Source organism: Stenotrophomonas sp. PS02300 (assembly GCF_029959395.1).
Classification (GTDB): Bacteria; Pseudomonadota; Gammaproteobacteria; order Xanthomonadales; family Xanthomonadaceae; genus Stenotrophomonas; species Stenotrophomonas maltophilia_AD.
Genome location: NZ_JASCOP010000031.1, coordinates 23,266 through 36,187, shown reverse-complemented (window position 1 = coordinate 36,187; position 12,922 = coordinate 23,266). Strand labels below are relative to the sequence as shown.

The 12,922-nt window shown below is 67.7% G+C and carries 15 protein-coding genes; 9 read left to right on the top strand and 6 right to left on the bottom strand.

Going from position 1 to position 12,922, the window contains the following annotated elements:
• Positions 1 to 173 precede the first annotated feature (173 nt).
• The 5 genes from QMX79_RS08355 to QMX79_RS08335 are packed head-to-tail and all read left to right on the top strand — an operon-like array spanning position 174 to position 4,813.
• Entirely contained in the window at positions 174 to 815 is a 642-nt protein-coding gene (locus QMX79_RS08355) for a PepSY-associated TM helix domain-containing protein (protein ID WP_336618857.1), read from the top strand.
• A gap of 34 nt (positions 816 to 849) precedes the next feature.
• Complete coding sequence (locus QMX79_RS08350; RefSeq protein WP_282246261.1) at positions 850 to 1,368, top strand: DUF2271 domain-containing protein; 519 nt, start codon at positions 850 to 852, stop codon at positions 1,366 to 1,368.
• 54 nt (positions 1,369 to 1,422) lie between these two features.
• Positions 1,423 to 2,229: a DUF4198 domain-containing protein gene (locus QMX79_RS08345; RefSeq protein WP_282246259.1), complete on the top strand. Its 807-nt coding sequence runs from the start codon at positions 1,423 to 1,425 to the stop codon at positions 2,227 to 2,229.
• Positions 2,230 to 2,231: 2 nt separating this feature from the next.
• Positions 2,232 to 3,206, top strand: a complete 975-nt coding sequence (locus QMX79_RS08340) for an FAD:protein FMN transferase (protein ID WP_282246257.1) — start codon at positions 2,232 to 2,234, stop codon at positions 3,204 to 3,206.
• Complete coding sequence (locus QMX79_RS08335; RefSeq protein WP_282246255.1) at positions 3,203 to 4,813, top strand: sulfite reductase subunit alpha; 1,611 nt, start codon at positions 3,203 to 3,205, stop codon at positions 4,811 to 4,813. Before QMX79_RS08340 ends, QMX79_RS08335 begins: the two co-directional genes overlap by 4 nt.
• Here the strand turns inward: QMX79_RS08335 and QMX79_RS08330 are convergent.
• The 6 genes from QMX79_RS08330 to QMX79_RS08305 form a co-directional block, all read right to left on the bottom strand.
• Positions 4,807 to 5,412, bottom strand: coding sequence for a HutD family protein (locus tag QMX79_RS08330; protein ID WP_282246254.1), 606 nt, complete (start codon positions 5,410 to 5,412; stop codon positions 4,807 to 4,809). The two genes, QMX79_RS08335 and QMX79_RS08330, sit on opposite strands and share 7 nt — an antisense overlap.
• 14 nt (positions 5,413 to 5,426) lie before the next feature.
• Positions 5,427 to 6,152, bottom strand: coding sequence for a murein L,D-transpeptidase catalytic domain family protein (locus QMX79_RS08325; protein ID WP_282246253.1), 726 nt, complete (start codon positions 6,150 to 6,152; stop codon positions 5,427 to 5,429).
• Positions 6,153 to 6,177: 25 nt separating this feature from the next.
• Positions 6,178 to 7,230 (bottom strand): L,D-transpeptidase, encoded by a 1,053-nt coding sequence (locus QMX79_RS08320; RefSeq protein ID WP_282246250.1) that lies wholly within the window; start codon positions 7,228 to 7,230, stop codon positions 6,178 to 6,180.
• A 58-nt stretch (positions 7,231 to 7,288) separates the two neighbouring features.
• Complete coding sequence (locus tag QMX79_RS08315; protein ID WP_282246248.1) at positions 7,289 to 7,765, bottom strand: hypothetical protein; 477 nt, start codon at positions 7,763 to 7,765, stop codon at positions 7,289 to 7,291.
• Positions 7,766 to 7,887: 122 nt separating this feature from the next.
• Complete coding sequence (locus tag QMX79_RS08310; protein WP_282246246.1) at positions 7,888 to 8,301, bottom strand: hypothetical protein; 414 nt, start codon at positions 8,299 to 8,301, stop codon at positions 7,888 to 7,890.
• Between the two features lie 478 nt (positions 8,302 to 8,779).
• The gene (locus QMX79_RS08305; RefSeq protein WP_282246275.1) at positions 8,780 to 9,070 is read right to left on the bottom strand and encodes a helix-hairpin-helix domain-containing protein; all 291 of its coding nucleotides are present in this window, start codon (positions 9,068 to 9,070) and stop codon (positions 8,780 to 8,782) included.
• 238 nt (positions 9,071 to 9,308) lie between these two features.
• Between QMX79_RS08305 and QMX79_RS08300 the strand changes: the two genes are divergently transcribed.
• The 4 genes from QMX79_RS08300 (at position 9,309) to murU (ending at position 12,920) form a co-directional block, all read left to right on the top strand.
• Complete coding sequence (locus QMX79_RS08300) at positions 9,309 to 10,802, top strand: M20 family metallopeptidase (RefSeq protein ID WP_282246273.1); 1,494 nt, start codon at positions 9,309 to 9,311, stop codon at positions 10,800 to 10,802.
• Positions 10,803 to 10,868: 66 nt separating this feature from the next.
• On the top strand, positions 10,869 to 11,138 hold the full coding sequence (locus QMX79_RS08295) for a GlsB/YeaQ/YmgE family stress response membrane protein (RefSeq protein ID WP_282246242.1): 270 nt from the start codon (positions 10,869 to 10,871) through the stop codon (positions 11,136 to 11,138).
• Positions 11,139 to 11,196: 58 nt separating this feature from the next.
• A complete protein-coding gene (locus tag QMX79_RS08290; protein ID WP_282246240.1) occupies positions 11,197 to 12,222 on the top strand; it encodes a phosphotransferase in 1,026 nt (341 codons plus the stop codon).
• Positions 12,219 to 12,920, top strand: a complete 702-nt coding sequence (murU, locus tag QMX79_RS08285; RefSeq protein WP_282246237.1) for an N-acetylmuramate alpha-1-phosphate uridylyltransferase MurU — start codon at positions 12,219 to 12,221, stop codon at positions 12,918 to 12,920. Before QMX79_RS08290 ends, murU begins: the two co-directional genes overlap by 4 nt.
• Positions 12,921 to 12,922: the final 2 nt, after the last annotated feature.

Here is a 12,922-nt window from a genome sequence, read left to right as displayed (position 1 = left end):
CTTTTGTTTTTGTCCCCCCGCGTCGGGCCCCCCCCCCCCCCCCCCCCCCCCCGGGGGCGCCCGCTACCGGTAGGTACCGACCGTTGGTCGGTACTTGCCGCACCGCGCGACCAACAATTGCGAACCATTCTCATCAATGGTGTAATTCGGTATTCGCTCTCTCTTCCGTGACCGTGGCCGCCCCTTCGCCCTCCTCTGCCGTGCAGCAACAGCAAAGCCGTGGCTTCTGGCTGCGCACCCTGCACCAGTGGCACTGGATCAGTTCGGCGGTGTGCCTGATCGGCATGCTGCTGTTCGCCGCCACGGGAATCACGCTGAACCATGCGGCGAAGATCGAGGCCACGCCGCAGGTGGTCAATCGCCAGCTGGAGCTGCCGGCCGAGCTGCTGGGCCAGCTGGGGGACCGCACCGACGGCAATGCCCCGGTGCCGCGCGCGGCCGTGCGCTGGCTGGACCGCGAACTGGGCATTTCCATCGGCCGTCGCCCGGCCGAATGGTCGGCCGAGGAAATCTATCTCTCCATGCCCAGCCCCGGCGGCGACGCCTGGTTGAGCATCGACCGCGAAAGCGGCGCGGTGGAATACGAAGCCACCTCGCGCGGCTGGGTGTCCTACTTCAACGACCTGCACAAGGGCCGCAATGCCGGCCCGGCCTGGGGCTGGTTCCTGGATGTGTTCGCCGTGGCCTGCCTGGTGTTCTGCATCACCGGCCTGTTCCTGCTGCACCTGCATGCCCGCCAGCGCCGCATGACCTGGCCGCTGGTCGGGCTGGGCCTGATGGTGCCGCTGCTGATCGCCCTGATCCTGATCCACTGACTTCCTTCGCCTTCCCCTTCCCGGAGCCGCACCCATGCGCGTCACCCTCACCATCGCCCTGAGCGGCCTGCTGGCCACCTCGCCGGCCTATGCCACCACCCTGGACATCAACGTCGAGGTGCCCAAGCTCAACGTGGCCGAGTACCACCGCCCGTATGTGGCGGTGTGGCTGGAAGGGGCCGACCAGAAGGTCGCCGCCAACCTGGCGGTCTGGTACCAGCAGACCGGCAACAGCGAAGGCCAAGGCACCAAGTGGCTGCCCGACCTGCGCCAGTGGTGGCGCAAGAGCGGCCGCGAGCTGAAGGTGCCGGTAGACGGCGTGACCGGGCCGACCAAGCCGGTCGGCACCCACGCGCTGTCGTTCACCGACAAGCAGCCGGCGTTGAAGGCGCTGGCACCGGGCAATTACACGCTGGTGGTGGAAGCGGTACGCGAAGTCGGCGGCCGCGAGCTGGTCAAGATTCCCTTTACCTGGCCGGCCACCGCGCCGCAGAGCGGCAAGGCCCAGGGCAGCACCGAGCTGGGCCTGGTCACGCTGTCGCCCAAGCCCTGATGTTCCACTGCCCTCCCCGTCGAGGGCACCCTTAACCTGTACCTGGAGTTGTTGATGAAGCGCTCGCTCGTCCTAGCCGCCGCCCTGGCCGCCGCACTTCCGTTCTCCGCCCTGGCCCACAAGGCCTGGCTGCAGCCCTCGCAGACCGTGATCGCCGGTGATCATCCGTGGATCACCGTCGATGCGGCGGTGTCCAACGACCTGTTCTACTTCAACCACGTGCCGCTGCGCCTGGAAAGCCTGGTCATCACCGCGCCGGACGGCACCACCGTGCAGCCGCAGAACGCCTCCACCGGCAAGTTCCGCAGCGTGTTCGATGTCGAGCTGACCCAGCAGGGCACCTACCGCCTGGCCTCGGTCAACAACGGCCTGTCGGCCAGCTGGGAAGAAGACGGCAAGCCCAAGCGCTGGCGCGGCACCGTGGCAACCTTCGCCACCGAAGTGCCGAAGAAAGCCAAGAAGCTGCAGGTGAGCCAGTCGGTCAACCGCATCGAAACCTTCGTCACCAACGGCACCCCGAACGCCACCGCACTCGCACCGACCAAGTCGGGCATCGAGCTGGTCGCCGTGGGCCACCCCAACGACCTGGCCGCCGGCGAAGAAGCGACGTTCCGCGTGCTGGTCGACGGCAAGCCGCGCGCCGGCCTGGCCTTCGAGATCACCCGTGGCGGTACGCGTTACCGCAACGCGCAGGAAGAGATCAAGGTGACCAGCGACAAAAAGGGTGAGTTCTCCGTCACCTGGCCCGAAGCCGGCATGTACTGGCTGGAAACCAGCAGCGAAGACAAGAAGACCACGCTCAAGCAGGCCAAGACCCGCCGCCTGAACTACGTCGCCACGCTGGAAGTGCTGCCGCTGTAACCATGTCCAGCCTGCACGACATCGCCAGCCTCGGTGGCCACACCATGGGCACCACCTGGCAGGTCAAACTGACCACCGCGCCCGGCCGCGACCTGCACCCGCTGCATGCGGGCATCCAGGCGCAGCTGGATGCGGTGGTGGCGCAGATGAGCACCTGGGAAGCGGCCAGCGACATCACCGCGTTCAACCGCGCAGCGGCCGGCACGTCGCTGCCGCTGCCCGGCCTGTTCGCCGAGGTGATGGACTGCGCGCTCGATATCGCCCGGCGCAGCGAAGGGGCGTTCGACCCCACGGTCGGCCCGCTGGTCGCACTGTGGGGGTTCGGTGCGCACGCACACGCGCAACGCGTTCCCGATGCGGCCCTGCTGGCCGCCACGCGGGCACGCTGCGGTTGGCAGCGGCTGCACTGGCAGGACGGCCGCCTGCTGCAGCCGGGGGGACTGGAACTGGATCTTTCGGCCATCGCCAAGGGCTTTGCGGTGGACCTGGTGAGCCGCTGGCTGCGCGGCCAGGGGATCGATGCGGCACTGGTGGAAGTGGGCGGTGAGCTGCACGGCCATGGGCGCAAGCCCGATGGGCAGCCGTGGCGCGTGCTGGTGGAAGCCGGCCCTGAAGAAGAAGCAGAACTCGCGCATCCGCCGCGCGTGCTGGCACTCGACAACCTGGCCGTGGCCACGTCGGGCGACCGCTGGCATCAGTTCACCCAGGACGGTGCGCAGTTCAGCCACACGCTGGACCCGCGCGTGGGCACACCGGTGGAACGCGCGGCCGCAGCAGTGACGGTGGTCGCGCGCGATGCCATGCAGGCCGATGGCTGGGCCACCGCATTGACGGTGATGGGTGTTGCGCCCGGGCTTGCGTTCGCCAATGCGCAGGGACTGGCGGCACGCTTCATCACGCGGGGCGCGCAGGGCGTCGAGGAACACCTGAGCACGGCGTTTTCCGCGCTGCTCACCGAACAGGATGCCGCCGCATGAAAGGCGGCCCGTCGCGCGCGGTAGTGGGCAATGTGCTGGTGATGGCACTGCTGGCCATGCTGGCGTGGTGGTTGCTGCGCCTGCACCTGCAGGAAGACTGGTGGCTGGGCGCGCCGCTGGCCTCGCAGTGGCGCTGGGCGGCAGGCAGCCTCGCCGCCTACGCCGCGCTGTGCACGCTGCTGTGGTGGCGCGGCCGAACCCGCGACGATGCCGGCAGCGCCGCCGGCGAAGCACCGACGCTGCTGGTCTGGGCCAGCCAGACCGGGTTCGCCCAGCAGCTGTGCGAGCGCAGCGCCGAGGTCCTGCGCGCGGCCGGCGTGCCGGTGCGCGTGCGCGGCCTGCACCAGGTGGATGCCGCAGTGCTGCAGCAGACCACCCGGTTACTGCTGATTGCCAGTACCACGGGGGAAGGCGATCCGCCCGACCACACCCTGCCCTTCCTGCGCCGGGTGATGCCGCAGGATCTGGCACTGCCGCAGCTGCACTACGGCGTGCTGGCCTTGGGCGACCGCAGCTACGGGCACTTCTGCGCGTTCGGCCACCAGCTCGATGCGTGGCTGCGCCAGCACGGCGCGCATCCGCTGTTCGATACGGTGGAAGTGGACAACGCCGACCCGGCCGCGCTGCGCCACTGGCAGCAGTTGCTGGGCCAGCTGGGCGGGAACGCCACCGAGCTGCCCGACTGGGCGCCGGCGCAGTACCAGCCCTGGCAGCTGCACGCGCGCCGCCAGAAGAATCCCGGCAGCCCGGGCGCGGCGACGTGGCGGGTGAGCCTGGTGCCGGCCGATGGCGTGCTGCCGGCGTGGCAGGCCGGCGATGTGGCGGAGATTGGGCCGCAGCACAGCCCGGCCGAGGTCGATGCCTGGCTGGCCACGCACGCACGCGATGGCGCGGCCGTGGTCGAGGGGAAGCCGCTGCGCGAGTGGTTGGCGCGCTCGCACCTGCCGGTGTTGCCCGATGCGGTGCCGGCCGATGACGCGGCGCTCGTGGCCGCGCTCAAGCCGTTGCCGCATCGTGAGTATTCCATTGCCAGCATGCCGGCCGAAGGCGAGGTGCTGTTGCTGCTGCGCCGGTTGCTGCGCCCGGATGGCACGCCGGGGCTGGGCAGCGGCTGGCTGTGCGATCACGCGGCGCTGGGCGGGCGCATCGACCTGCGCTTCCGCAGCAATCCGAACTTCCACGCACCGGCGTTTGACGCACCGCTGATCCTGATCGGCAACGGCACCGGCATTGCCGGGCTGCGCGCGCACCTGCGGGCACGGGCCGAGCGTGGTGCCGGGCGCAACTGGCTGCTGTTCGGCGAACGCACCGCCGCGCATGATTTCTACTTCAAAGACGACCTGCAGCGCTGGCAGCAAGAGGGCATGATCGCGCGGCTGGACACCGTGTTCAGCCGCGACGGCGGCGAGCACCGTTACGTGCAGGACCGCCTGCTCGCGCAGCTGGACACATTGCGCCAGTGGATCCGCGACGGCGCCACCATCCTGGTCTGCGGCAGCCTGCAGGGCATGGCCCCGGCAGTGGATGCGGTGATCGAACAGGCACTGGGCCGCGAAGGAAAAGAAGCCCTGATCGTCGCCGGCCGCTATCGCCGCGACGTTTATTGATCGCGCTGGTCCAGGCGGATCGCCAGCAGCTCGCCGCCACCGCGCAACGCGTAGCGCCGGCGCGGTCCTGCCGCCAGCCACGCGGTATCGCCCTGCTGCAGCGGCGGCAGGTCCGGCTCGCCCTCGAACTCGGCCTGCCCCGCCAACAGATGGATCGCCCACGCCGTTCCCGGCTCGGTGAAGAAGAACATGTTGCCCACCAGCGGGCGGTGCAGCAGTTCGGCATCGACCTGGTCGCGCCGCCACATCAGGTTGAAATCATGGGTGAGCCCATCCACCAGCTCGCCATGGATCTCCGCCTCGCCGGCAAAGCGCAGCCGATCGTGCGGTGGCAGCAACGTATGCAGCGCGCCATCGGCAAAGCGCAGGCGCAGGCCTTCGCCGCGCAGCAGCACCAATTCGCGGTCGATGCCGGGGAAAGACGAGAACGCCGCATCCTGCTCGATCTCGGCAATCGACAACCGAACCTGCCACGCGTCGGTGTCCGGCACGCGCAGGATTTCGCGCGTCCAGCCCAAGCCATTCCGCCAGCGTTCGCGGCGGTATTCAAAGCTCGGAATGACGCGCGTGGCAGCGCTCAATGCGGTGGCGGTCGACATGCCGCCATTGTGCCTCAGCCGGGCTTGCCGCCGCAGTCCGCTTCCAGCAGCTGCGAGTGCGCCAGCCACTCCTTGTCCGGGTAGTAGGCGAACACCATCGCCCCGCCGCGCAGGCTGTCGATCAGCGGCCGCGCCACGGTCAGGCGTACTGCCGGGCAGCCCAGGCTGCGGCCGAGCCGGCCCTGCAACCGTGCGATGGTCGGGTTCACGTACGGCGCACCGTGGATGACGATGGCGCGGTCGCGCGCCTTGTCGTTGAAGCCCGGTTCCAACCCCTCCAGGCGCAGCGAATAGCCGTTGCCGCCCATGTAGGTTTCCTTGGCGGTGAACGCGCCCAGGCTGGACATGAAACTGCCATCGCGGTTGGAGAAGCGTTCGGTGGCGTTGCCGCCGCTGTTGCGGCCATGCGCGACCCATTCCTCGAACAGCAGCTTCTGGTGGGCCAGGTCGAACACCCACATGCGCTGTTCGGTGGAGGGGCGCGAGTAATCGATCACGCTCAGGCGGCCCGGATCCACGCCCAGCTCCGGCCGCCGCAGGGCGCAGGTCATCGCGTTGGCGGCCAGCTGCAGCACCTTGCGGTCCGCATTGGGCGCGGCGCGCGCCAGCATGTCGGCCAGCTGGGCCGGCGGCAGCGTGCGGGGTGGCGGCGTGGTCGCCGCACGGGCGCTGCCGGCCGGCGCGGTCAGCGCCAGCCCGCACAGGGCAACGGTGGCAATCGAAACGGGAATGGAACGCATCAACGCGGTACCGGCAGGGCCATCCCTACAAGGTGGTCCCGCCCGCGTCGGATTCCAAGACCGGCTGCAGGTTCTGTTCATCCGCCACCGGGCGAACCGCCGGCAGGCTGGTCACCAGCAGGGTGGTGCCCGGCACCAGCGCCTTGTACAGCTGCGCGGCGAAGGACGGCGGCAGCGCCATCGGCAGGCTGGGCGTGGCCAGCAGGTCCGGGCTGGCATTGCCGGCGCTCTGCCCCAGCAGCGGGTAGGCGGTCCACTTGTGCAGCTTCTGGGTCGCATCCAACGGGCTGGCGGTGTCCGAATAGCCGTCCTGCATCACGAACAGCGTGGTGCCTTCGAACGCCGGCAGCGCCTTGGCTTCCAGCCGCGATTCGCCGATCAGCACGCCATCGCGCAGCACGTACAGGCGCTGGTCGTGCAGGCTGACCAGGATGCCCACCTGGCCCGACGGCGCGGCGCTGTCATTCCAGTACTGGTCCGGCGCGTCGGTGGTCTCCAGCAGGGTCTTGCCCACGCTGTTCACCGGGGCCAGTACCGCCGGGTAGGCCAGCGTCATCGGCGCGGATTTGGCATCGGCCACCACCACCGTGTCACCGCGCTTGGTTTCGCCGAACAGTTTCTGTGCGAAGGCCTGCGGCAGGCGCACGCAGCCGTGCGAGGCCGGATGCCCGGGCAGGTTGCCGCCGTGCAGCGCGATGCCGTCCCAGGTCAGCCGCTGCATGTAGGGCATCGGCGCGCTGTTGTAGAGGTTGGATTTGTGGTCCTTGTCTTTCTGCAGGATGGTGAACACCCCGGTCGGCGTTTCATGCCCGGTCTTGCCCGAGCTGATCGTGCTCAGGCCGATGGCGATGCCGTTGCGGTACACGTAGGCGCGCTGCTCATCCAGGCTGACCACCAGCACGATCGGCCCGGCCGGCGAGATTTCCGGATGCCAGAGGAACTGGCCGGGCTTGAGATCGGTGGGGCCGGGGCTGGCGGTGGCCGGCGCGGAAACCGACTTTGAAGGCGTCTGCGCGGCGGCGGCCGCACCGACGGTAACACACAGGCCCAGAGCCAGAAGGGTTCGGCGTACTCGCATTCCATCATTCCGTTGCGGCGACGCCATCAGGCTACACGATTGCGGACACCAGTTCGGCTCAGGGTGTTACGACCCTACCGCACCGGTTAACGGATACGAAGTGTTCATCCGGCACCGCACGCAGCCTTCCGTTCTCGTAGAAGCGTACGGGGTAGCGTAGGCGAACGATATAGGTTTCGTAACCCAGAAGACGAGAAATCGGCGAAGGGGCATGGCCTTCCCACCCGCGAGCGACCATCTGGCATGCATGAGGATTGAGCGCCAGAAAATGGTCAACCCCGGTAAACGTCACAGGGTGCGATGGTCGGCCATAAGTCACGCTCAGATTGCCGTCCTTTTGCCGCCAGCGCGCCAACTCCACGCTTGGCGGGTAGCTGGCAAGTACGCTCGCGATGGCGACACGTTCGATCTCCTGGGCAGGCACGAAACGCCGCTGCTCGAAGCAGTAGCCTTGCCAGGCGAGCACCACCAATGCCACGACGCATGCCCGCACCATCGTGAGCACGCCGATGAGAAGGGCAGTCCTCTTCAGCATGTCGAGGTCCGGTACACGCCGAAGTCAACGCCAGCCTTCAACGGGTCAAGGGGGGTGCCGTACGTCACGACCTTGCCGCACCGAGTGACGCTGACATAACTCTCATGGGGAATGGAGCGGATCTATCCATCCTGCTCGAAGCGCACCGGGTAGTGCAGCCTTACGAGGTAGTACTCGACGCCAAGCAGGGCGGAGAGTCCCGACAGACGTTTACCGTCCGCTCCCCCTTGCTCGATGTGGGCCCCATCAGGCAACCGCGTCAAGAAGTCATCAACGCTGGCGAAACGCTCGGCATTGGCCGGCACGGCCCAGGTCTGCACACTACGTCCTTCCCCCAGATCCTCGAGGCTTACCGGGACGCTTGGTGGAAAGGTCTTCAACTCATGGCGCACGGCCGCCTGCTTGATTTCCGCCGGGTCGAGGATGCGCTGCTGTTCGCCGCAGACGCCCCGCCTGGCCGCATCCATCCGCTGCACCCCAAAGAGGATCGCCCACAGAAGGAGGGCGCCGCCAATCAGGAAGGGGACATACTTCATGGATGGATGCCTCGGCGCACGGCCGGGCGCTCGCCCGCGTACGTGGGAAAAAACAGTGTGCATTGCGCATACCACTGCCGCATAACATCCTTGCCATGCCTGTCTGGAGGGGCTCGCAGGAAAGCAGCGGGAATTCGGCTACATGCGAATCACTGCGACCTGCACCACCATTCCTATAAGAAATTGCCCGGTCACACATCCCTGTGCGGACCGGGCAATCGTCACGTCCTTGTCGGCATCCCGCCTTCCCCCTGTGCGTCCTGCCCAGTGTGGGTGCCGGCCATGCTCCATGCACTCGGCCGTATGTTGTTCCGCCATCCCTCCCCTTCCCGGGTATGGATGCCACCGTCCTGGTGGATCCGCGCCAATCCTTCCGCGCTGCGTCCCTGCGTGCCCCGTCCCTGCGGCTGTCGAGGTGGCCGGCTCCTGCCTGGCTACCGTGATCGGCGTCATGCCGGTCGCGACCCATCCTGTTGTGTCAGCGCCTTGGTACGGGTGCCGGCACTGCCCTCCTGGGCGGTGCCACCGTGGGCGCCGTCATGGCCCCCACCGTCATCCGTCGTCGATTCCGTTCGACCGTTGCTGTCCCTATCCCCTTCACCCGTGCCAGATCCTCGACCCGGAGGAAAGGTCCGTGTTGTCGCCGGTACGCTACGATCGCCTGGGCCTTGTGGGGCCCCACGTTCGTCAATCCCTGCTGCAGCGTCGACGCATCTGCCGTATTGATGTTGATGCGGTCGGCCGCCGAGGCGGTTCCGATCAACAGCAGTGCCAGCGCAAGCGCCTTCCACGAAAACCAAGGCCCCACCGTGTAGCTCCCTGTGACGTCGGACCGACTCCTGCCGGCATCCCGTCGGAGCAGTCAGTGTCCCTCGCCACATACACACAGCCTATCGTCCACATCACCTTCACACAGCCAGCCAAATACCTGACGTGATGTAGGGAAATCCCTACCCCCTGCTCAGGCGTAGAATGGCGGGATCAGCCACATGCATTCGGAGTACCAGATGGACAGTGCCAAGCTCGGCCAATTCGTCAGTGAAAAGTGGGACAGCGAGATCGTCCCGCAATTGGTCGAATACATCCGCATTCCCAACAAATCGCCGATGTTCGACGCCAATTGGGTCGAAAACGGCTACATGGAGCAGGCCGTCACCCTGATGGAAACCTGGGCCAAGGCGCAGAAGCTGCCGGGCCTGAAGGTCGAGGTGGTGCGCCTGGAAGGCCGCACGCCGTTGCTCCTGCTGGAAATTCCCGCCACCGGCGCCGAAACCGGCGACGACACCGTGCTGCTGTACGGCCACCTGGACAAGCAGCCGGAAATGACCGGCTGGGACGACGATCTGGGCCCGTGGGTGCCGGTGCTGCGCGGCGACAAGCTGTACGGCCGCGGCGGCGCCGATGACGGCTACGCCATCTTCGGCTCGCTGGCCGCGGTGCTGGCGCTGCAGGAACAGAACCTGCCGCACGCCCGTTGCGTGGTGCTGATCGAAGCCTGTGAGGAATCGGGCAGCTACGACCTGCCGGCCTACGTGGACCACCTGGCCGACCGCATCGGCAAGCCGTCGCTGGTGGTGTGCCTGGATTCGGGCTGCGCCAACTACGACCAGCTGTGGTGCACCACCTCGCTGCGCGGCCTGACCGGCGGCAACTTCTCTGTGAAGGTGCTCAATGAAGGCGTGCATTCGGGCGATGCCTCCGGCGTGGTGCCGTCCAGCTTCCGCCTGCTGCGCCAGCTGCTGTCGCGCATCGAAGACGAAAAGACCGGCCGCATCCTGCTCGACGGCATGCATGTGGATATCCCGGAAGAGCGCCAGGCCCAGGCCAAGCGCGCTGCCGAGGTGGTGGATACCGAGATCTTCGAGAAATTCCCGATGGTCGACGGCCTCAAGCCGATGAATGACGACCTCACCGAACTGGTGCTCAACCGCACCTGGCGCCCGGCGCTGTCGGTGACCGGCGTGGACGGCATGCCGCCGCTGGCGTCGGCCGGCAACGTGCTGCGCCCGCATACCGCGGTGAAGCTGTCGCTGCGCCTGCCGCCGACCGCCGACGGCAAGGCCTGCGGCGAACTGCTGAAGGAAGCCCTGCTGCGCGACCCGCCGAACGGCGCGGAAGTGAAGCTGGACCTGGAAAAGGCCTCCTCGGGCTGGAACGCCCCGGCGATGGCGCCGTGGCTGACCCAGGCCATCGACGAAGCCAGCCAGACCTTCTTCGGCAAGCCGGCGATGTACATGGGCGAAGGCGGCTCGATTCCGTTCATGGGCATGCTGGGCGAGAAGTTCCCCGGCGCGCAGTTCATGATCACCGGTGTGCTCGGCCCGCATTCCAATGCACACGGCCCGAACGAGTTCCTGCACATCCCGATGGGCAAGCGCGTCACCTCGTGCGTGTCCAAGGTGATCAGCGAGCACTACGCGGCCAGCCTGCGCGGTGAGACCAGCGGTTCGCCGGTGGCCGCCGACAGCGGCACCCGCCACGGCGGCCACGGCTGCTGCTGATAGCGACGATGACGGACGCAGCCTGCCCTTGGTAGGCTGCGTCAATCTTCTGCGGGAAACAGCGCAATGAATGGTCTGTTCGGCAGCACCAGCTGGCTCTACATCATCCTGGTCGGCTTCGTGGTCGGCCTGCTCGGGCGCTTTTTCATGCCGGGCAACAACCGCATGGGCTGCCTGCTGACCATCGTGCTCGGCATCGTCGGCGCACTGGTGGCCGGCTGGTTCGGCCAGTACATGGGCTGGTATGCGCGCGGCGAACCGGCCGGCTTCATCGGCGCGCTGCTGGGTGCCATCGCGGTGCTGGCCCTGCTCCGCCTGTTCAGCAGCAAGCGCTGAACGCCCTTATCCCCCTTCTTCCCGAGCGCCGCAGGGCGCCGCTTCGACGTACCTGTCCATGAACGATCCTGCTTCCGACCCGCTGCGCGCCGAGCTTCGCCGGCAGTGGACCTGCGCCGCGCTGGGCGACCCCGACCTGCACCTGGACCGCGCGTCGGTGGACGCCGGCTTCCGCAGCTACTGGCGCGCCACCAGCGTGCACGGCAGCCACATCGTGATGGATTCGCCGCCCGGCCTGGAAGACGTGCGCCCGTGGCTGCGCATGCATGACCTGCTGGAACCCAACGGCGTGCGCGTGCCGCGCGTGCTGGCCCGCGACGAGGAGCAGGGTTTCCTGCTGCTGGAAGATCTCGGCGGCCCGACCCTGGCCCGGCATATCGATGACGCCAACGCCGACGCGTGGTTCGATGCCGCCTTCGCGCAGCTGATCCGCCTGCAGCAGATCCCGGTGCCCGAGGGCATGGGTGCGTTCGGCGAAGCGCTGCTGCAGCGCGACGCCGGGCTGTTCGACGAATGGTTCCTGCAGCGCCACCTGGGCCTGGAGCTGGACTGCGGCGAACTGGAAACACTGCAGCTCGCCCATCGCCGGCTGATGGACAACGCGTTGCAGCAGCCGCAGGTGCTCACCCACCGCGACTTCATGCCGCGCAACCTGATGCCGACCGAACCGGGCCCGGCCGTGCTGGATTTCCAGGACCTGGTGCGCGGACCGATCGCCTACGACCCGGTGAGCCTGTTCAAGGATGCGTTCCTGAGCTGGCCGCTGGAGCGCGTGGATGCCTGGCTGGCGCGCTACCACGCGCAGGCGCAGGCGGCGGGACTGCCGGTACGGCCGTGGCCGCAGTTCCTGCGTGATGCCGACTGGATGGGCGTGCAGCGCCACCTGAAGATCCTGGGCCTGTTCGTGCGCCTGCGCGACCGCGACGGCAAGGGCCACTATTTCGCCGACGCGCCGCGCTTCATCCGCTACCTGGATGAAGTGCTGCCGCGCCATCCGGAACTGGCCGGGTTGAACACCCTGCTGCAGGAACGGATCAAGCCGGCGATGGCCGCGCTGGCGTTGCCGGTGTCCAGCCGCGCATGAAGGCGATCATCTTCAGCGCCGGCAAGGGCGAGCGCATGCGCCCGCTCACGCTCACCACGCCCAAGCCGCTGCTGGTGGCCGGTGGCAAACCGCTGATCGTGTGGCACCTGGAACGGTTGGCGGCGGCCGGTTTCAACGAGGTGGTGATCAACACCTCGTGGCTGGGCGACCAGTTCGAACCCGCGCTGGGCGATGGCGGACGCTGGGGCCTGCGCCTGCACTTCATCGACGAAGGCGCGGTGCCGCTGGAGACCGGTGGCGGCATCCTCAATGCGCTGCCGCTGCTCGGCGATGCGCCCTTCCTGGTGGTCAACGGCGATGTGTGGACCGATGTGGAATTCAGCACGTTGCCACGGCAGCCGCAGGGCGATGCGCACCTGGTGCTGGTCGACAACCCGGTGCAGCACCCGCGCGGGGACTTCATCCTGCGCGCGGATGGCACGGTCAGTGATGAAGGCGATGCATCTCGGCTGACGTATGCGGGTGTGGGGGCATTCCGCCCTTCGATTCTCGATGGATGGCGCAGCGTGATCGGCAACACCGAAGGCGCAGCAGCAACGCCGCCGCAGTTTGGTCTCGCACCCCTGATGCGCCACGCGATGGCAAACGGCCGCATAACCGGGCAACACCATCAAGGAAAGTGGACCGACGTAGGCACACCAGAACGCCTGGCAGACCTGGACGCAACCCTGGCGTAGAG